We start from the raw sequence: 18,166 nt of genomic DNA, 5'->3' as shown, positions 1-18,166 counted from the left end.
ACTGTGCAGTTCTCAAACAACGACCAGCCACCCGTCACACACCAACATCGTCAGTGCTTCACCGGGGCCGGCATCTCAGAGGGGGTTCATTCCCTCAGACACCCAACAGCGTGCCCGACACCCTCGCCTCTTCCCTCATCCGTTCCACGCCGAAGCAGTACTAGGAGGAGAAGCAATCCGAGAAGTGCCGAATAATCAACGTTCCACCCATGAGCAACCAGCACCGGACATTCGCCGATGTACTGGCCTCTGACCGAGCGAACCCGGTAAGAAGTGCTCCTTAGAAAGGAGGTGATCCAGCCGCACCTTCCGGTACGGCTACCTTGTTACGACTTCGTCCCAATCGCTAGTCCCACCTTCGACAGCTCCCTCCCACAAGGGGTTGGGCCACCGGCTTCGGGTGTTACCAACTTTCGTGACGTGACGGGCGGTGTGTACAAGGCCCGGGAACGTATTCACCGCAGCAATGCTGATCTGCGATTACTAGCAACTCCGACTTCATGGGGTCGAGTTGCAGACCCCAATCCGAACTGAGACCGGCTTTTTGAGATTCGCTCCACCTCACGGTATCGCAGCTCATTGTACCGGCCATTGTAGCACGTGTGCAGCCCAAGACATAAGGGGCATGATGACTTGACGTCGTCCCCACCTTCCTCCGAGTTGACCCCGGCGGTCTCCTGTGAGTCCCCATCACCCCGAAGGGCATGCTGGCAACACAGAACAAGGGTTGCGCTCGTTGCGGGACTTAACCCAACATCTCACGACACGAGCTGACGACAGCCATGCACCACCTGTACACCGACCACAAGGGGGGCACTATCTCTAATGCTTTCCGGTGTATGTCAAGCCTTGGTAAGGTTCTTCGCGTTGCGTCGAATTAAGCCACATGCTCCGCTGCTTGTGCGGGCCCCCGTCAATTCCTTTGAGTTTTAGCCTTGCGGCCGTACTCCCCAGGCGGGGAACTTAATGCGTTAGCTGCGGCACCGACGACGTGGAATGTCGCCAACACCTAGTTCCCACCGTTTACGGCGTGGACTACCAGGGTATCTAATCCTGTTCGCTCCCCACGCTTTCGCTCCTCAGCGTCAGTAATGGCCCAGAGATCCGCCTTCGCCACCGGTGTTCCTCCTGATATCTGCGCATTTCACCGCTACACCAGGAATTCCGATCTCCCCTACCACACTCTAGCTAGCCCGTATCGAATGCAGACCCGGGGTTAAGCCCCGGGCTTTCACACCCGACGTGACAAGCCGCCTACGAGCTCTTTACGCCCAATAATTCCGGACAACGCTTGCGCCCTACGTATTACCGCGGCTGCTGGCACGTAGTTAGCCGGCGCTTCTTCTGCAGGTACCGTCACTTTCGCTTCTTCCCTGCTGAAAGAGGTTTACAACCCGAAGGCCGTCATCCCTCACGCGGCGTCGCTGCATCAGGCTTTCGCCCATTGTGCAATATTCCCCACTGCTGCCTCCCGTAGGAGTCTGGGCCGTGTCTCAGTCCCAGTGTGGCCGGTCGCCCTCTCAGGCCGGCTACCCGTCGTCGCCTTGGTGAGCCATTACCTCACCAACAAGCTGATAGGCCGCGGGCTCATCCTTCACCGCCGGAGCTTTCAACTCTCACAGATGCCTGCGAAAGTGATATCCGGTATTAGACCCCGTTTCCAGGGCTTGTCCCAGAGTGAAGGGCAGATTGCCCACGTGTTACTCACCCGTTCGCCACTAATCCACCCCGAAGGGCTTCATCGTTCGACTTGCATGTGTTAAGCACGCCGCCAGCGTTCGTCCTGAGCCAGGATCAAACTCTCCGTGAATGTTTTCCCGTAATCGGGATGAACACCACGAGAGCGGTGCGAGAGGAGGAATGATCCCCTCGCACACAGCGTCCTCGCTGTGTTATTTCAAAGGAACCTCGTCCCAGCAGATGCTGGAGACGGGGTATCAACTAATCTGGCGTTGATTTTTGGCACGCTGTTGAGTTCTCAAGGAACGGTCGCTTCCTTTGTACTCACCCTCTCGGGCTTTCCTCCGGGCTTCCCTTCGGTGTTTCCGACTCTATCAGATCTTTTCTCGATCCGATTTCCTCGGTGCTTTCCAGGTTCCCGCTCTCGCGTTTCCCTTTCCGGCGGTTCCGACTCTATCAGATCCTTTCGGCGTCTGACTCCCAGTCAGGGGGGTTTGTCTTCCCGGCCGCTGGGCCGTTCCGACGAGTGAGACTTTAGCGGAATCCCCGCCCCCGAGCTAATCGGGGGCTGCGTCCTTTCGAACGCGGATTCCTCATTTCGCAAATGCGCGCGCCAAAGCAGTCGACGACAGAGCGTCGATCAAGGGTTGCTACTTGCGGAATGGCTGTCCGGGGACCGACCGGAGTCGGCGCTCACGTCGGACAACCCGGAGAACATTACGTACCTGCGTGGGGCGTGTCAACTCTTGTCCTGGGAGTACTCCCAGGGCGTAGCCTGGTCGTCATGACCACGCGTACGTGTACCCAGCTTTGGTGGGCCGCCTGACGGCGGCCGTACTCACGTATGCATCCAACGGCCGCCGCTTCGGCGGCCGTTCTCGTATCTCCTCCAGGACTCCGGAGGCCGGCCGCAGGAGCGGTGGTCTCGATCAGGAGGTGGAGTGGAGATGACGCGGGTCTTCAGCGGGATCCAGCCGACCGGGCACCTGACACTGGGCAACTACCTGGGAGCCATGCGGCGCTGGGCGGAGACGGACCAGCACCGGGCCGACGCGCTGTTCTGCGTCGTGGATCTGCACGCGCTGACCGTGGACCACGATCCGGCGCGGGTACGCAGGCTCAGTCGGCAGACAGCGACGTTGATGCTGGCGGCCGGGCTCGATCCCGAGGTGTGCACCGTGTTCCTGCAGAGCCATGTCGACGAGCACACGAGGCTGTCGTACCTGCTGGAGTGCGTGGCGAGCGACGGGGAGATGCGTCGGATGATCCAGTACAAGGAGAAGTCCGCGCGGGAGAGGGAGCGCGGCGGGAGCGTGCGGCTGTCGCTGCTGACGTATCCGGTGCTGATGGCGGCGGACATCCTGGCGTACGGCGCGCAGGAGGTGCCGGTCGGGGACGACCAGGTGCAGCATGTCGAGCTGACGCGGGATCTGGCGGTGCGGTTCAACCAGCGGTACGGGTACACGTTCGTAGTGCCGAAGGCGACGCGTCCTGGGATCGCGGCCCGGGTGATGAATCTGCAGAACCCGACGTCGAAGATGGGGAAGTCGGACGACTCGGGTCTCGGGGTCGTCTATCTGCTCGACGAGCCGGACACCGTCCGGAAGAAGATCATGCGTGCCGTCACCGACAGCGGGCGGGACGTGGAGTACGACCGGGAAACGCGGCCGGGCCTGGCGAATCTGCTGGAGATCCTCGCGGCGTGCACGGGTGGGGACCCGGAGGTCCTGGCCGGTGCGTACGAGTCGTACGGCGCCTTGAAGAAGGACACCGCGGAGGCCGTGGTGGAGGTCCTCAGGCCCGTGCAGGCCAGGCACAGGGAGCTGTGCGCCGATCCCTCCTCTGTGGAGGGGGTGCTGCGGGACGGTGCGGACAAGGCCCGGGCGATCGCCCGGCCGGTCGTCGACTCCGCCTGTCGCGCGATCGGGCTGCTGCCGCCGGTGGCGGAGCCCGCGCTGGACGCCGCCGTGTCCTGAGCGCCGTCCGCCGGACGCGGGGCGGCGGGGAGACCCGCCGCCCTCGGCGTCCCGTCGGTTTCAGTCCTTCTTGCCGGAGGCGAGTTCGCGGCTGCGGTCGCGGGCGGCCTCCAACGCGGCGATGAGGGCGGCGCGGACTCCGTGGTTCTCCAGTTCGCGGATGGCGTTGATCGTCGTACCGGCCGGCGAGGTGACGTTCTCGCGGAGCTTGACGGGGTGCTCGCCGCTGTCGCGGAGCATCACGGCGGCGCCGATGGCGGACTGGACGATGAGGTCGTGGGCCTTGTCGCGGGGCAGGCCGAGCAGGATGCCGGCGTCGGTCATGGCCTCGACCAGGTAGAAGAAGTACGCGGGGCCGGAGCCGGACAGGGCGGTGCAGGCGTCCTGCTGGCTCTCGGGGACGCGGAGGGTCTTTCCGACGCCTCCGAAGATCTCCTCGGTGTGCAGGAGGTGCGCCTCCGTGGCGTGGCTGCCCGCGGAGATGACGGACATGGCCTCGTCGACGAGGGCGGGGGTGTTCGTCATGACGCGCACGACCGGGGTGCCCGCGGCCAGGCGCTCCTCGAAGAAGGAGGTGGGGATGCCGGCGGCTCCGCTGATGATCAGGCGGTCGGCGGGGACGTGCGGGGCGAGTTCGTCCAGGAGGGTGCCCATGTCCTGCGGCTTGACCGTGAGGATCAGGGTGTCGGCGGTCTTGGCGGCCTCGATGTTGCTGACCGGGGCGACTCCGTAGCGGGTGCGGAGTTCTTCGGCGCGTTCGGGGCGGCGGGCCGTGACCAGGAGGTCGGCGGGGGCCCAGCCGGCCCGGATCATTCCGCTGAGCAGGGCTTCGCCGATCTTGCCGGTGCCGAGGACTGCGACTTTCTGGCTCATGCGGGTCAGTTTGGCACCGGTGAGGAGGGGTGCGGGCGGGATGTCCGGTGGGCGGACTCGCCGAACCGCCCGTCCCGACTCGGTGGGCCGGGAAGCGGGCGCCCCGGGCTCATGCGGTACGTCGGCGCAGCGTCGCCGCCCCCAGTCCCAGTACGAGTACCGCGCAGCCCGCCACGATCAGGACGTCCCGTACGAACGTCGCCGTCATGTCGGTGTGGTGGAGGACCTCGTTCATGCCGTCGACGGCGTACGACATCGGCAGGACGTCGGAGGCGGCCGTGAGGACGGGGTGCATGTCGGAGCGGGGAGTGAACAGGCCGCAGAGGAGGAGCTGGGGGAAGATCACCGCGGGCATGAACTGGACCGCCTGGAACTCCGAGGCCGCGAAGGCCGAGACGAAGAGGCCGAGGGCCGTGCCGAGCAGGGCGTCGAGCAGGGCGACGAGCAGGAGCAGCCAGGGCGAGCCGGTGACGTCCAGGCCGAGGAACCAGACCGCGAGTCCGGTGGCGAGGGCCGACTGGACGATGGCGAGGGCGCCGAAGGCGAGGGCGTAGCCGGCGATGAGGTCGGCCTTGCCGAGGGGCATGGCGAGGAGGCGTTCGAGGGTGCCCGAGGTGCGTTCGCGCAGGGTGGCGATGGACGTGACCAGGAACATCGTGATCAGCGGGAAGATGCCGAGCAGGGAGGCGCCGATGTTGTCGAAGGTGCGCGGGCTGGCGTCGAAGACGTAGCGCAGCAGGATCAGCATCAGGCAGGGGATGAGGATCATCAGCGCGATGGTCCGCGGGTCGTGGCGGAGCTGGCGCAGGACGCGGGCCGCGGTGGCGGTGGTGCGGGCGGCGTTCAGCACGCCGGTGGGTGCGGCGGGGGCGGTGTGTGTCGTCGTGTTCATCGGGTCGTCTCCTTGCTGCGGTCCGCGGCGGCGGCTTCGTCGACGAGGCGGAGGAAAGCGGCCTCGACGGTGTCGGTGCCGGTGCGGGTGCGCAGGGCCTCCGGTGTGTCGTCGGCGAGGATCCGGCCGTCGCGCATCAGCAGGAGGCGGTGGCAGCGCTCGGCCTCGTCCATGACGTGGGAGGAGACGAGGAGGGTGGCGCCCCGGTCGGCGGCGAGGGCGTGGAAGAGGTTCCACAGGTCGCGGCGCAGGACGGGGTCGAGGCCGACCGTCGGCTCGTCGAGGACGAGGAGTTCGGGGGTGCCGAGGAGGGCGACGGCGAGGGAGACGCGGCTGCGCTGGCCGCCGGAGAGGTTGCCGGCGAGGGCGTCGGCGTGGCTGGTGAGGTCGACGTCGGCGAGGACGCGTTCGACGTCGGCGCGGCGTTCGGCACCGGCGCGCCCGGGGTTCAGGATCGCGGCGAAGTAGTCGAGGTTCTGGCGGACGGTCAGGTCGTCGTAGACGGAGGGGGCCTGGGTGACGTAGCCGATGCGGCTGCGCAGGGCGGGGTGGCCGGCCGGGAGGCCGAGGACGTCGAGGGTGCCGGTGACCTTGGCCTGGGTGCCGACGACGGAGCGCATGAGCGTGGACTTGCCGCAGCCGGAGGGGCCGAGCAGGCCCGTGATCTGGCCGCGGGGGACGGTGAAGCCGAGGTGGTGGAGGACGGTGCGGGGGCCTCGGACGACGGTGAGGTCCTCGGCGTGGACGGCGTCCGGTGCCGGGGGACGGGGTGGCTCGGGCACGTAATTCATCATGCGATGAATAATGTTGCCGCGCGCTGACGGCGTCAAGGGGAGGCGGCCGGTGTGCCGTACACGAAAGCGGCGGCCCGGGAAGGAACCGGGCCGCCGCCGCTGTGCGCCTGTGCGCGTCGGGTCAGGGTCTGGTCGCCACGAGCACGAGCACGTCGTACGTCTCCTCGACGATGCCGTCCGGGAAGACCTTCAGCAGGTGACCGCGCTCCTCTTCCAGGAAGGCGGTTCTGCGCCCCTCGGGAGCGACGAGGAAGGCCGAGTGGCTGCCGATGTTGGCGAGATGGGTGTCGACGGGGACGCGGCGGCTCCAGCGGACCTCACGGCGGGTGAAGCCGAGGCGGCCGCTGGGGTCGGCCAGGTCCGTGCGGTCCGCGGCCCTGCGCTTCTCGGCGGGGATGTCCACACCGGTGAACCGGCCGGTGCGGTCGGCCGCCTCGGCGATCCACGGCACGTCGATGGCGTCGGTGTTCCACCACAGCGCCAGCGCGCCGCCGGGCCGCAGCACGCGCAGCGCCTCCGGCACCGAGCGGGCGGTGTCGGTCCAGTGCCAGGCCTGGGCGTAGGTGAGGAAGTCGGCGTGGGCGTCGGCCACGGGCAGGGCGTTGCCGTCGCCGCGCACGATCGGGATGTGCGCCAGGCCGCGGCGGAACTCGGCGGCCATGCCCGCACCGGGTTCCACGGCGAGGACGTCGGCGCCGCGGGCGTGCAGCAGGGCGGTCGCGATACCCGTACCGGCGCCGACGTCCACGACCCGGGCGCCGGACAGCGGCCGGCCGGCCAGCTCTTCGACGGTGTCGAAGAGGGCGGGCGGATAGGAGGGGCGGTTCGCGGCGTACTGCGCGGCCGCGGCGTCGAAGGACGTGGCGCGCCGGGCGTGCGGCGGTGCGGAGGGCTCGTGGGGCGGTGAGGAGGCCGGGGTCGTGGTCATGCCGCCATGGTGGCGAGGCGGAGCACGTGGGGACAGCGGGTATCCGGACGGGCGGCGGTTTTCGGGCAGCCGACTTCGCGCCGGTCTGCTGCCCGCGCGTTACGCGGATCCTCTGGCCCGGCCTTACGCGGGTCCCCTGACCTGGCCTTACGTGGTTTCCGGCCCGGCTTCGCTCACCGGCGCCGCTTCTTCTTCGCCGGGTTGCCGGTGCGGCGGTCGGAGCGGCGGTCGTACTCCTCGCGGGCCTTGTCGTACTCCTTGCGGTGGAGCTTCTCGCCCGGGGCCTCGGTGAGGGAGCGGAAGAAGTAGGCGAGCAGGGAGCCGACGAAGCCGATGGCCAGCAGGCCGCGCAGGGAGGCCTGCCGCGCCGGGTCGTGGCGCTTGCCGAAGCCCTCCCAGGTGTTGCGGAAGGCGAGCGCGCTGCAGATCGCGAACATGGCGATGATCAGCACCGTCACGAAGGCGCCCGTGTCGGCGATCTGGATGCCCTGGTAGGCGAAGCGCAGGATCAGGCAGGAGCCGGTGGCGGCCGCGAGGGAGCCGGCGGCCGCGCCGACGCGGCGGGCCGCGTACCCGTTGTCGTGGTCCACCCAGGACGTGCCGAAGAAGCGAAGGGGCTCCGGGCGGGGGCCGCCGCCCGCGGAGCCCGCCGGGGTGTCCGGGGTACCGGTTTCGTCGCTCACGGGACGATTATGGCGCCGGGCGGGGACGGGCTCCTCGTCGGGTCGGCCGCGGTGCTCAGCCGCAGCGCGCCGCGACGTAACCGTCGCTGCCCGTCTTGACGTAGGCGTCGGAGACGTACTCGCCGTTGTCGATGTTGTCCCAGATGGTGGAGGTGCCATAGGTGCCGGTGACCTTGGTGCCCGGTGCCTGGCAGTAGATGTGGACCTGGGCTCCCTCGGGCAGCAGGCGCACGATGTTGTAGTCGGTGCCCGGGCCCATGTGGACGTTCAGGCGGACCCCCGGCGCGACCGGGTAGTAACGCAGACCCGCGGCAGACGCCGTGGCCGGCGCGCTCACGATCATGAGCAGGGCTCCTGCCGCGCCTGCCAGCAGGCGGCAGACGCCGTGGCCGGCGCGCTCACGATCATGAGCAGGGCTCCTGCCGCGCCTGCCAGCAGAGCGAGTCCGTGTCTGTGGGATGTCATCGATGTCTCCTGGAAATCATGAGCAACGCGACGCGACGTAGCCGTCGGTGCCCGTGTGCACGTAGGCGTCCGAAACGAATTCGCCGTTGTTGATGTTGTCCCAGATCTTCGTCGTGCCGTACGGGCCCGTCACGGTCGTACCCGGCGTCTGGCAGAAGATCGGTACGCGGGTGCCCTCGGTGAGGACCCGGATGATGCCGTAGTCGGTGCCAGGGCCGCTGCGGACGTTCAGGCGCACCCCCGGGGCGGTCGCGTACGTGCGTACGCCCGACTCCGCCACCAGAGACTCGTTCTCGCCGCCGCCCGCGGCCTCCGCATGCTCGACAGACATGACAGACCTCCCCCGTTGAGCCCCACCACGGTGATGGGGTCCTTCGCTTCCCTTGTGGCGAGTTCCGAAACGCGTGTCCGCAACTCGCACGCGGAGGCTAGCAAGCCGCCTCGGTCTCGTACGAGTCATCGACTAGGCTCCGTGCGTCGCGCGCGCGGACGAACAGCACGGGGGTGGTCCATGACGCCACAGCGCAACACCGGAGCGGGCGCGGAAGCGGAACTTCCCGAGTACGCCGGCCAGTACCACCTGGACTCATGTCTGGGTTCCGGTGGCATGGGCGTGGTGCATCTGGCCCGCAGCACCTCCGGGCTGAGGCTCGCGGTGAAGGTCGTACACGCCGAGTTCGCGCGGGACCCCGAGTTCAGAGGCCGTTTCCGGCAGGAGGTGGCTGCGGCCCGGAGGGTGAGCGGTGCCTTCACCGCGCCGGTCGTGGACGCCGATCCGGAGGCCGAACGGCCCTGGATGGCCACGCTGTTCATTCCCGGTCCGACGCTCTCGGAGCATGTGAAGCGGAACGGGCCGATGCCGACGGCGCAGTTGCGCCGGCTCATGGCCGGGCTCGCCGAGGCGCTGCGCGACATCCACCGGGTGGGGGTCGTGCACCGGGATCTCAAGCCGAGCAACGTGCTGCTCGCCGAGGACGGGCCGAAGGTGATCGACTTCGGTATCTCCCGGCCGAAGGACAGTGAACTGCGCACCGAGACCGGGAAGCTGATCGGCACACCGCCTTTCATGGCGCCCGAGCAGTTCCGGCGCCCGCGGGAGGTGGGACCGGCGGCGGACATCTTCGCCCTCGGGTCGGTGATGGTGCACGCGGCCACCGGGCGGGGGCCGTTCGACTCCGACAGCCCGTACGTCGTGGCGTACCAGGTGGTGCACGACGAGCCGGATCTGACCGGGGTGCCGGGGAGCCTCGCGCCGCTGGTGCTGCGGTGTCTGGCCAAGGAGCCCGAGGACCGGCCCACTCCCGACGAACTGATGCGGGAACTGCGGTCGGTGGCGGCCTCGTACGACACCCAGGCGTTCATACCGGCGCAGCGCGGCCGGAACGACGCGCCCGAGCGGGAACCCTCCGGCGTCGAGCCGGTGCCCGCGCCGCGCAGGCGGTTCGACAGGCGTGCCGCCCTCGCCACCGGGGCACTCGCCCTTGCCCTGGGCGGTGTCCTCACCGGACTGCTGTGGCCGGGCGACGACGGTGCTCCCACGGTGAAGAAGAGCGGCACCCCCGCCGTCTCCGCCGGGTTTGCCGCCTGGCGCGCGAAGCCGGCCGGGAAGAGTTCCGGGATGCCCCAGTGCGTCCATGCGGCCGGGAAGCTGCTCTGCCTCCGGTCCGGGGTGGCTTTCGCCCTCGATCCCGCGAACGGCTCGCTCCTGTGGCGGCGCGCGGTCGCCGAGGAACGAACGAGCTACGCTCCCGCCCTCTCGGGCGGCCTCCTGCTGCTGCCGACGAACGGCAGCCGGCGGGTGGTGGCACTGGATCCCGCCTCGGGCGCGCCGCGCTGGCAGCGGGACCTGCCCGCGCACACGGGGATCCGGTTCGCCGGGTCCATGCTCCTGGTCACCGGCACGGACGGGTCGGTGACGGGGGTGGCCGGGGCGTCGGGAGACACGAAGTGGCACCGACGGGTGTCCGGGCGTGGCACCCCTTTTCTGGCCTCCTACGACGGCGACCCGCTGGCCTATGCGGCCGCCACCTCGGCGGACGGCACGTACACGCTGGTCACCGCGGTGGACCCGGGCACCGGTACCGCACGCTGGGAAGCGCGGCTGAAGGGCTCGCTGCAGCCCATCGGCAGCCAGAACGGTTCGCTGTTCCTGCTGGCCGTCGACCCCGCCTCGGGGGACGCGACCGGTGTCGTCCGGTACACGCCGGCCTCCAAGGCCGTACGCCGTGCGGCTCTGGCCGTCCCGCTCACGGCGCCCCAGACCGACGTGCGCGGCGATGTCGTCCACCTGCTCGCGGCGGGTGGCTCTCTGGACGCCGTCGACCTGGGCACAGGCAGACGGCTGTGGCACGTCGAGACGTCTGTGAGCCGTGGTTCGGCGCCGGTCGCCTCCGCCCGGCACGTCTACTTCACCGCCCCCGACGGACGTCTGCTCGCCTTCGACGCGCGCGACGGAAGCCTGGTGGGGCAGACGCCGCCGCGGCTCGGCACGCGGGCGGGCGAGGTCGCCTCGGCGCTGCCGGCGCCGCTGCTCGTCGACGACCGCGTCTACGCCGCCTCCCCCGACGGAACCGTCTTCGCCCTGAACGGACGCGACCCGTCCGCCTGGTGACACACGAAGGGGCCGCCCCACCGAGGAGCGGCCCCTTCCGTGAACCGGTCAGCCCAGCTTGGTCACGTCGCGCACCGCGCCCTTGTCCGCGCTGGTCGCCATCGCGGCGTAGGCGCGCAGGGCGGCCGAGACCTTGCGGTCGCGGTTCCCGGGGGTGAAGACGCCGCCCAGGGACTCCTCGCGGCGCGCGAGTTCCGCCTCGTCGACCAGCAGCTCGATCGTGCGGTTCGGGATGTCGATGCGGATCCGGTCGCCGTCCCGGACCAGGGCGATCGTGCCGCCGGAGGCCGCCTCGGGGGAGGCGTGGCCGATGGAGAGGCCGGAGGTGCCGCCGGAGAAGCGGCCGTCGGTGATCAGGGCGCAGGTCTTGCCCAGGCCCCGGCCCTTGAGGTACGAGGTCGGGTAGAGCATCTCCTGCATGCCGGGGCCGCCCTTGGGGCCCTCGTAGCGGATGACGACGACGTCGCCGTCCTTGACCTCCTGGGTGAGGATCCGCTGGACGGCCTCCTCCTGGGACTCGCAGACCACGGCCGGGCCCTCGAAGGTCCAGATCGACTCGTCGACGCCGGCCGTCTTCACCACGCAGCCGTCCACGGCCAGGTTGCCCTTGAGGACCGCGAGGCCGCCGTCCTTGGAGTAGGCGTGCTCGGCCGAGCGGATGCAGCCGCTTTCGGCGTCCTCGTCCAGGGCCTCCCAGCGCTCGGACTGGGAGAAGGCCTCGGCGGAGCGGACGCAGCCGGGGGCCGCGTGCCACAGCTCCACCGCCTCGGGGGACGGGGAGCCGCCGCGGACGTCCCAGGTCTTCAGCCAGTCGGACAGGGAGGGGCTGTGGACCGCGTGGACGTCCTCGTTGAGGAGGCCGGCGCGGTGCAGCTCGCCGAGGAGGGCGGGGATGCCGCCGGCGCGGTGCACGTCCTCCATGTAGTACGTGCGGTTCTTCGCGACGTTGGGCGCGACCTTGGCGAGGCAGGGGACGCGGCGGGAGACGGCGTCGATCTGCTCCAGGCCGAAGGGGACGCCCGCCTCCTGGGCGGCGGCCAGCAGGTGCAGGATCGTGTTCGTGGAGCCGCCCATCGCGATGTCCAGGGCCATGGCGTTCTCGAAGGCCGCGAACGTCGCGATGTTGAGCGGGAGGACCGAGTCGTCGTCCTGCTCGTAGTAGCGGCGGGTGAGGTCCATGACCGTGCGGGCCGCGTCCTCGTAGAGCCGGCGGCGGGCCGTGTGGGTGGCGAGGACCGAGCCGTTGCCGGGCAGGGAGAGGCCGATGGCCTCGGTCAGGCAGTTCATCGAGTTGGCGGTGAACATGCCGGAACAGCTGCCGCAGGTCGGACAGGCGTTCTCCTCGATCCGGAGGATGTCCTCGTCCGAGATCTTGTCGTTGACGGCGTCGGAGATCGCGTCGACCAGGTCGAGGGTGCGGACCGTGCCGTCGACCAGGGTGGCCCGGCCGGACTCCATCGGGCCGCCGGAGACGAAGACCGTCGGGATGTTCAGGCGCAGGGCCGCCAGCAGCATGCCCGGGGTGATCTTGTCGCAGTTGGAGATGCAGACCAGGGCGTCGGCGCAGTGGGCCTCGACCATGTACTCCACGCTGTCCGCGATCAGGTCGCGGGAGGGGAGGCTGTAGAGCATGCCGCCGTGGCCCATGGCGATGCCGTCGTCGACCGCGATGGTGTTGAACTCGCGCGGGATGCCGCCGGCCTCCTTGATCGCCTCGCTGACGATCCGGCCGACCGGCTGCAGGTGGGTGTGGCCCGGCACGAACTCGGTGAAGGAGTTGGCGACCGCGATGACCGGCTTCCGGCCGATGTCCGCACCCGGTACACCGGAGGCACGCATAAGGGCGCGGGCGCCCGCCATGTTGCGGCCGTGGGTGACTGTGCGGGACCTCAGCTCGGGCATCGTCGCTCGCTCCTTCGGAGAACTGCCGCCAGAGAGTTCTGGCTGCCTACGAGCGTACGCCGCCCCTCCAAGGGCTGGACAAGGATGTCCGGAATGCGGGACGCGTGTTTCAGGGACCGGCGGTTTCAGGGCTGCGTCAGATGCCGCTGCACCACCGGCGCCACCCGCGTGATGATCTGCTCCAGGTCCGCCGAGGCCAGCGGTTCCAGCTTGATCACGTAGCGCATCATCGCCGTGCCCACGATCTGCGCGGCGGCCAGCTCGGCCCGCAGCTCCGCGTCCGGCAGGTCCACCTGGGCGGCGACCCGCCGCAGCAGCTGGGTCGCGACCAGGCGGCGGAAGACGGCGGCGGCGGTCTCGTTGTTCACGGCGGACCGGAGGATCGCGAGGAGGGGCGCACGGGTCGTGGGGTTGTCCCAGACACCGAAGACGAAGCGGGTCAGCCGCTCCCCCACCCCTTCCAGGGGGCCGTCGGCCACCGCGTTCGGCGCGTCGAGCGCGGGCGCGAAGGCGACCGCGATGGCGGCCTCGAAGATCTGTTCCTTGGTGCCGAAGTAGTGGTGGACCAGCGCCGAGTCGACACCGGCGGACTTGGCGATCCCCCGTACCGACGTCTTCTCGTACCCGCGCTCGGAGAACTCCTCGCGGGCCGCGGTCAGGATGCGGTCGCGGGTGTCCGCTGATTCGGCGCGCGGGGGCCGCCCCCGCCGCCGTGCCGTGGTCCCGCTCATCGCCTCGGCACCTCCACCGCGGAGGCCAGATGCCGGCGCGTGAAGGCCAGGGCCTCGGCGAGGTCGGCCTCGCGCTCGGCACCGGACATGGCCCGCCGGGTGTTGACCTCGATGACGACATGGCCGTCGAAGCCGGTGAACGCGAGGCGCTCCAGCAGCTCGGCGCAGGGCTGCGTGCCGCGTCCCGGGACCAGGTGCTCGTCCTTGGCCGAGCCGCGCCCGTCGGCGAGGTGCACGTGGCCGAGGCGGTCGCCCATGCGGTCGATCATGTGCAGGGCGTCGGTGCGGGCCGTCGACGTATGACTGAGATCGACCGTGAAGTGCCGGTAGTCGTCCTTGGTGACGTCCCAGTCGGGGGCGTAGGCCAGCATCTCGCGGTCGCGGTAGCGCCACGGGTACATGTTCTCGACGGCGAAGCGCACGTCCGTCTCGTTCGCCATCCGCCAGATCCCGGCGACGAAGTCGCGGGCGTACTGCCGCTGCCAGCGGAAGGGCGGGTGTACGACGACGGTGGTGGCGCCCAGCTTCTCGGCGGCCGCCCGGGCCCGCTGGAGCTTGACCCAGGGATCGGTGGACCAGACCCGCTGGGTGATCAGCAGACAGGGGGCGTGGACGGCCAGGATCGGGATGCCGTGGTAGTCGGACAGGCGGCGCAGGGCCTCGATGTCCTGGCTGACCGGGTCCGTCCACACCATGACCTCGACACCGTCGTAGCCGAGGCGTGCGGCGATCTCGAAGGCCGTGGCCGTCGACTCCGGGTACACGGAGGCGGTCGACAGCGCGACGAGGACGTCCCTTGGTTCAGCCACGTCGTCACCTTACGGGGTTGGGTGGCGGGGGCGTTGGGTGCCTATTCGCCGTTGTGACGTTCGCCATTTGCGGGTGCGGGTGCGTGGGAGCCGGTCGCGCCCACGCGGCCCGGCCGCATGTCGATACGGCCCCGCGCCCCACCGGTACTCAGGCCGAACCCATGTGATCGAGGCGCCGCAGGATCACGCCCTCCCTCAAGGCCCAGGGGCAGACCTCCAGGCTCTCCACTCCGAACAGGTCCATGGCCCCCTCGGCCACCAGGGCGCCGGCCAGTATCTGGGCGGCTCGGCCCTCCGAGACGCCGGGGAGCTCGGCACGCTGGTCCGCGGTCATGCCGGACAGGCGCGGCACCCAGGCCTCCAGGGACTCCCGCTTGAGTTCCCGCTGGACGTAGAGGCCCTCGGTGCTGCGGGCGGCGCCGGCGATGCGGGCCAGCTGTTTGAACGTCTTGGAGGTGGCGACCACGTGGTCGGGGGCGCCGAAGCGGCTGAATTCGCCGACGGTCCGGGCGATCTGTGCGCGCACGTGGCGGCGCAGGGCGCGGACGGCCTCGGGGTCGGGCGGGTCGCCGGGCAGCCAGCCCGCGGTGAGGCGGCCGGCGCCGAGCGGCAGCGAGACGGCCGCGTCGGGCTCCTCGTCGATGCCGTAGGCGATCTCCAGGGAGCCGCCACCGATGTCCAGGACCAGCAGTTTTCCGGCGGACCAGCCGTACCAGCGGCGGACGGCCAGGAAGGTGAGCCGGGCCTCCTCGGCGCCGGTGAGTACCTGGAGCCGTACGCCGGTCTCGGCCTCCACGCGCGCGAGGACGTCATCGGCGTTGCTGGCCTCGCGCACGGCGGAGGTCGCGAACGGCAGCAGGTCCTCCACGCCCTTGTCCTCGGCGGCCTGGAGGGCGTCCCGGACGACTGCGATCAGCTTCTGGATGCCGTCGTCGCCGATGGCACCGCTGTCGTCGAGCAGCTGAGCGAGCCGCAGTTCGGCCTTGTGCGAATGCGCGGGCAGCGGGCGCGCGCCGGGGTGAGCGTCCACCACCAGCAGATGCACCGTGTTCGAACCCACGTCCAGGACACCGAGTCTCATGTACGGAACGCTACTGCCAGATCCGGTCTGCTCGGTCCCCGCAGCGCCCCTGGGCCACTTACCCTGGACACGTGCCAAAGACGAAAAAGGCGAAGGACGACAAGGGAGCCAAGTCTTCCAAGTCCGGCAAGACACCCAGGAAGGCCCCGAAGGCGAGCGACGAGAAGGGGCTCGACTTCGCGCGCGCATGGGTGGAGTTTCCTGATCCGGCGGACGACGAGCAGATCTTCCGCTGCGATCTGACATGGCTGACCTCTCGCTGGAACTGCATCTTCGGCAGCGGCTGCCAGGGCATCCAGGCGGGCCGCGCGGACGACGGGTGCTGCTCGCTGGGCGCCCACTTCTCCGACGAGGACGACGAGAAGCGGGTGGCCGAGCATGTGGCGCGGCTCACCCCGGAGATCTGGCAGCACTACGACGAGGGCTCGCGGGGTGGCTGGATCTCCGAGGACGAGGAGGGATCCCGGCAGACCCGGCCCTTCCAGGGCTCGTGCATCTTCCAGAACCGCCCCGGTTTCGCGGGCGGCGCGGGCTGCTCGCTGCACATCCTCGCCCTGAAGGAGGGCCGGGAGCCGCTGGAGACCAAGCCGGACGTGTGCTGGCAGCTGCCGATCCGGCGGACGTACGACTGGATCGACCGGCCGGACGACACCCGCGTGCTCCAGGTGTCGATCGGCGAGTACGACCGCCGGGGCTGGGGTCCGGGCGGCCATGACCTGCACTGGTGGTGCACGTCGGCGACCTCGGCGCACGGCGCGGGCGACCCGGTGTACGTCTCCTACCGGGCGGAGCTGACCGAGCTGATGGGCAAGGCCGGCTACGACCGGCTGGTCGAGCTGTGCGAGCAGCGTCTGGCGTCGCAGCTGCCGCTGGTGGCACCGCACCCGGCGGACCCGGACGTCACCCCCTAGCTGCCCGACGGGCTCGGGCTGCCGTCGTCGCTCGGCGACGGCGACGGGCTCGGCGGGTCGGACGGGGTCGGGTCGCTGGGGCTGGGGCTCGGGTCGGTCGGGGACGGGGGCCGGCTGGACGGCGGGGTCGCGGGGGGCGAGGCGGGGGGCGTCGTCGGATCGGCACTGGGGGTCGAGGGCGGGGTCGCGGGGCCGCTGGGGGCGGTGCCGTAGCCGTCGATGGTGACCACCGCGCCGGCCGGTGAGACCGCCACCTGTGCGCGCCAGCGGCCGGACGGCTCGCGCAGATGGTCGACGTACACCTTGATCGTCAACGTCTGGCCGGGGGCGAGGGTTCCGGCCGGCCTGCTGAGGTAGAGCCAGGGCGCCGAGGTGGACGCGGACCAGCGGACGGGGGCGGAACCGGAGGCGGTGAGGGTGATCACCGTGGTGTCGCCGTCGTTGGCGGCGCCGACCGCGAGCCGTCCCACGCCCCTCTTGTCCCCTCCGGAGACGCTGACGACCTCCACGGAGACGTCCGCCTTGTGCTCCTTGCCCGGGCCGCTTCCGGGCTTCACGCTGGCGTTGCCCGCGTTCTCGTAGCCGCCCGCGGCGTCGCCGCCGAGCGCGTCGGGGCCCTGCGCCTCCCGTGCGGTGGCCGCGCGGCCGTCCTCGCCGACGGCGGGAGCGCCCCGGTAGGCGGCCCACAGGGCGAGCACGGGGGCGGCCACGACGGTGGCGACGACCGTCGTGGTGACGGCACGCGCGCGGAGGCGGTCGCGGCGGGCCGCGTGGTCCTTGGGATCCATCGGAAAGCCCCGCCGGTCGAAGCGCGGGACGGCTCCCCGCACGCGCGGGTGGTGCGCGAGGGCGATGTGCAGGGCCGCGCGGGGCGCCTCCAGGACGGGCAGCTCGGCCGGGGTGACCGTGGCGCCGGGCCAGCGGCCGGGCACCGCGCGCTCGGCGGTACGGCGGCAGCGCGGGCAGTCGTCGACGTGCCGGACGAGCTCGCGGCGCAGGGCCGTGCTGAGGACCAGCCGGCCGTCTCCGGTGAGGTGGGCCACGCTCGGGCAGCCGCCGGTCTCGACCACGGCGAGCGCGGCGCGGGTGCGCTCGACCTCGCAGGCGGCGGAGGCCAGCAGCTCGCGGGCGGTGGCGGGCTCCATGCCGAGGACGGCGGCGACCTCGTGGGCGGCGAGGTGGTGGCGCACGGCGAGTTCGAGGGCCTCGCGCTGCTCGGGCGTGGTGCCGGCCGCCTCCGGCCAGGCGAGCAGGGCCAGTTCACGGCGCCGCTGCTCCTCGGCCTCGGGCGTGACGGGCGGATCGGGCACCTGTCTTCCGGCCGCGGAGCGCCCCGCCGCATGGGTGACCTGACGTTTCTGCTTGGCCTCGGCGAGCCCTCGCAGACAGGCCCAGCGGGCCAGCGCGTACAGCCACGCCCTGCGGTCCGCGGCCGCCTGCGGGACGCGCTGCCCGCGCCGCTCCGCCAGGGCGAGGACGTCCCCGAGGGCGGCGGTGGCCGCGTCGTGGTCGCACAGCACGGACAGGCAGTAGGTGAACAGGCCGTCCAGGTACGGCTCGTAGCGCCCCGGCGGCCGCTGGGCGAGGGTGCGCGCGGCGGCTCGGTCGCGCGCTTCGCGGTGCGCCCGATGTGCACCGCTGGTGCGGGTCGTGGTCTCCGGACTGCGGCTCATCACCCGTGCGACCGTAGGCGGCCCCGGAGTGCCCCTTCTTGCACCTTGAGCACTTTTAATCCGTACGGGTGAAACGATCCCTCATAAGGGGACAGGAGTCTCTTGTTCCATGGCTGGAATCCGATAGGCCATGGCCGGAACGGGATCACCCGGATGC

15 protein-coding genes and 1 rRNA gene are annotated in these 18,166 nt (G+C 70.3%); 3 read left to right on the top strand and 13 right to left on the bottom strand.

Features of this window, described 5'->3' with window-relative positions:
- Window positions 1–284 precede the first annotated feature (284 nt).
- Window positions 285–1,810, bottom strand: a 16S ribosomal RNA gene (locus AVL59_RS03100).
- Between the two features lie 817 nt (window positions 1,811–2,627).
- On the opposite strand from AVL59_RS03100, the gene trpS reads away from it, so the two are divergent.
- Window positions 2,628–3,656 (top strand): tryptophan--tRNA ligase, encoded by a 1,029-nt coding sequence (gene trpS, locus AVL59_RS03095; RefSeq protein ID WP_067316833.1) that lies wholly within the window; start codon window positions 2,628–2,630, stop codon window positions 3,654–3,656.
- A 60-nt stretch (window positions 3,657–3,716) separates the two neighbouring features.
- Here trpS and proC read toward each other — a convergent pair whose 3' ends face one another.
- The 7 genes from proC to AVL59_RS03060 form a co-directional block, all read right to left on the bottom strand.
- Window positions 3,717–4,529 (bottom strand): pyrroline-5-carboxylate reductase, encoded by an 813-nt coding sequence (gene proC / locus AVL59_RS03090; protein WP_067299671.1) that lies wholly within the window; start codon window positions 4,527–4,529, stop codon window positions 3,717–3,719.
- A 109-nt stretch (window positions 4,530–4,638) separates the two neighbouring features.
- The gene (locus AVL59_RS03085; RefSeq protein WP_067299670.1) at window positions 4,639–5,421 is read right to left on the bottom strand and encodes an ABC transporter permease; all 783 of its coding nucleotides are present in this window, start codon (window positions 5,419–5,421) and stop codon (window positions 4,639–4,641) included.
- Window positions 5,418–6,215 carry an ABC transporter ATP-binding protein gene (locus AVL59_RS03080; RefSeq protein WP_067299669.1) on the bottom strand — a complete coding sequence of 266 codons (798 nt, stop codon included), beginning with the start codon at window positions 6,213–6,215 and terminating at the stop codon, window positions 5,418–5,420. Before AVL59_RS03080 ends, AVL59_RS03085 begins: the two co-directional genes overlap by 4 nt.
- A gap of 121 nt (window positions 6,216–6,336) precedes the next feature.
- On the bottom strand, window positions 6,337–7,143 hold the full coding sequence (locus AVL59_RS03075; RefSeq protein ID WP_067299668.1) for a class I SAM-dependent methyltransferase: 807 nt from the start codon (window positions 7,141–7,143) through the stop codon (window positions 6,337–6,339).
- Window positions 7,144–7,316: 173 nt separating this feature from the next.
- A complete protein-coding gene (locus AVL59_RS03070; RefSeq protein ID WP_067299667.1) occupies window positions 7,317–7,826 on the bottom strand; it encodes a hypothetical protein in 510 nt (169 codons plus the stop codon).
- A gap of 55 nt (window positions 7,827–7,881) precedes the next feature.
- Entirely contained in the window at window positions 7,882–8,169 is a 288-nt protein-coding gene (locus AVL59_RS03065) for a peptidase (protein ID WP_067299666.1), read from the bottom strand.
- A gap of 138 nt (window positions 8,170–8,307) precedes the next feature.
- Window positions 8,308–8,622, bottom strand: coding sequence for an SH3 domain-containing protein (locus tag AVL59_RS03060; RefSeq protein ID WP_067299665.1), 315 nt, complete (start codon window positions 8,620–8,622; stop codon window positions 8,308–8,310).
- Window positions 8,623–8,802: 180 nt separating this feature from the next.
- On the opposite strand from AVL59_RS03060, the gene AVL59_RS03055 reads away from it, so the two are divergent.
- Entirely contained in the window at window positions 8,803–10,902 is a 2,100-nt protein-coding gene (locus AVL59_RS03055; RefSeq protein ID WP_067299664.1) for a serine/threonine-protein kinase, read from the top strand.
- Window positions 10,903–10,950: 48 nt separating this feature from the next.
- Here the strand turns inward: AVL59_RS03055 and ilvD are convergent, their stop codons facing one another.
- The 4 genes from ilvD to AVL59_RS03035 form a co-directional block, all read right to left on the bottom strand.
- Window positions 10,951–12,804: a dihydroxy-acid dehydratase gene (ilvD, locus tag AVL59_RS03050; protein ID WP_067299663.1), complete on the bottom strand. Its 1,854-nt coding sequence runs from the start codon at window positions 12,802–12,804 to the stop codon at window positions 10,951–10,953.
- A gap of 125 nt (window positions 12,805–12,929) precedes the next feature.
- Entirely contained in the window at window positions 12,930–13,535 is a 606-nt protein-coding gene (locus AVL59_RS03045) for a TetR/AcrR family transcriptional regulator (RefSeq protein ID WP_067299662.1), read from the bottom strand.
- Window positions 13,532–14,344: a sugar phosphate isomerase/epimerase family protein gene (locus tag AVL59_RS03040; RefSeq protein ID WP_067299661.1), complete on the bottom strand. Its 813-nt coding sequence runs from the start codon at window positions 14,342–14,344 to the stop codon at window positions 13,532–13,534. The genes AVL59_RS03045 and AVL59_RS03040 overlap by 4 nt, the downstream gene beginning before the upstream one ends.
- Before the next feature lie 148 nt (window positions 14,345–14,492).
- Window positions 14,493–15,425: a Ppx/GppA family phosphatase gene (locus AVL59_RS03035; protein WP_067299660.1), complete on the bottom strand. Its 933-nt coding sequence runs from the start codon at window positions 15,423–15,425 to the stop codon at window positions 14,493–14,495.
- A gap of 71 nt (window positions 15,426–15,496) precedes the next feature.
- On the opposite strand from AVL59_RS03035, the gene AVL59_RS03030 reads away from it, so the two are divergent.
- Window positions 15,497–16,336 carry a DUF3109 family protein gene (locus AVL59_RS03030; protein ID WP_067299659.1) on the top strand — a complete coding sequence of 280 codons (840 nt, stop codon included), beginning with the start codon at window positions 15,497–15,499 and terminating at the stop codon, window positions 16,334–16,336.
- On the opposite strand, the gene AVL59_RS03025 is transcribed toward AVL59_RS03030, so the two are convergent.
- Window positions 16,333–18,009, bottom strand: coding sequence for a BACON domain-containing protein (locus AVL59_RS03025; protein WP_245384177.1), 1,677 nt, complete (start codon window positions 18,007–18,009; stop codon window positions 16,333–16,335). The genes AVL59_RS03030 and AVL59_RS03025 overlap by 4 nt on opposite strands.
- Between the last annotated feature and the right edge of the window lie 157 nt (window positions 18,010–18,166).

The organism is Streptomyces griseochromogenes, assembly GCF_001542625.1.
Classification (GTDB): domain Bacteria; phylum Actinomycetota; class Actinomycetes; order Streptomycetales; family Streptomycetaceae; genus Streptomyces; species Streptomyces griseochromogenes.
This window is presented reverse-complemented; position numbering and strand designations above follow the sequence as displayed.

Excerpts from the sequence above, each read along its gene's own strand:
- AVL59_RS03045 (WP_067299662.1), bottom strand. The coding sequence starts at position 13,535 with ATGAGCGGGACCACGGCACGGCGGCGGGGGCGGCCCCCGCGCGCCGAA.
- AVL59_RS03085 (WP_067299670.1), bottom strand. The coding sequence starts at position 5,421 with ATGAACACGACGACACACACCGCCCCCGCCGCACCCACCGGCGTGCTG.
- ilvD (WP_067299663.1), bottom strand. The coding sequence starts at position 12,804 with ATGCCCGAGCTGAGGTCCCGCACAGTCACCCACGGCCGCAACATGGCG.
- AVL59_RS03080 (WP_067299669.1), bottom strand. The coding sequence starts at position 6,215 with ATGATGAATTACGTGCCCGAGCCACCCCGTCCCCCGGCACCGGACGCC.
- trpS (WP_067316833.1), top strand. The coding sequence starts at position 2,628 with ATGACGCGGGTCTTCAGCGGGATCCAGCCGACCGGGCACCTGACACTG.
- proC (WP_067299671.1), bottom strand. The coding sequence starts at position 4,529 with ATGAGCCAGAAAGTCGCAGTCCTCGGCACCGGCAAGATCGGCGAAGCC.
- AVL59_RS03035 (WP_067299660.1), bottom strand. The coding sequence starts at position 15,425 with ATGAGACTCGGTGTCCTGGACGTGGGTTCGAACACGGTGCATCTGCTG.
- AVL59_RS03055 (WP_067299664.1), top strand. The coding sequence starts at position 8,803 with ATGACGCCACAGCGCAACACCGGAGCGGGCGCGGAAGCGGAACTTCCC.
- AVL59_RS03075 (WP_067299668.1), bottom strand. The coding sequence starts at position 7,143 with ATGACCACGACCCCGGCCTCCTCACCGCCCCACGAGCCCTCCGCACCG.
- AVL59_RS03025 (WP_245384177.1), bottom strand. The coding sequence starts at position 18,009 with ATGAGCCGCAGTCCGGAGACCACGACCCGCACCAGCGGTGCACATCGG.
- AVL59_RS03060 (WP_067299665.1), bottom strand. The coding sequence starts at position 8,622 with ATGTCTGTCGAGCATGCGGAGGCCGCGGGCGGCGGCGAGAACGAGTCT.
- AVL59_RS03065 (WP_067299666.1), bottom strand. The coding sequence starts at position 8,169 with ATGATCGTGAGCGCGCCGGCCACGGCGTCTGCCGCGGGTCTGCGTTAC.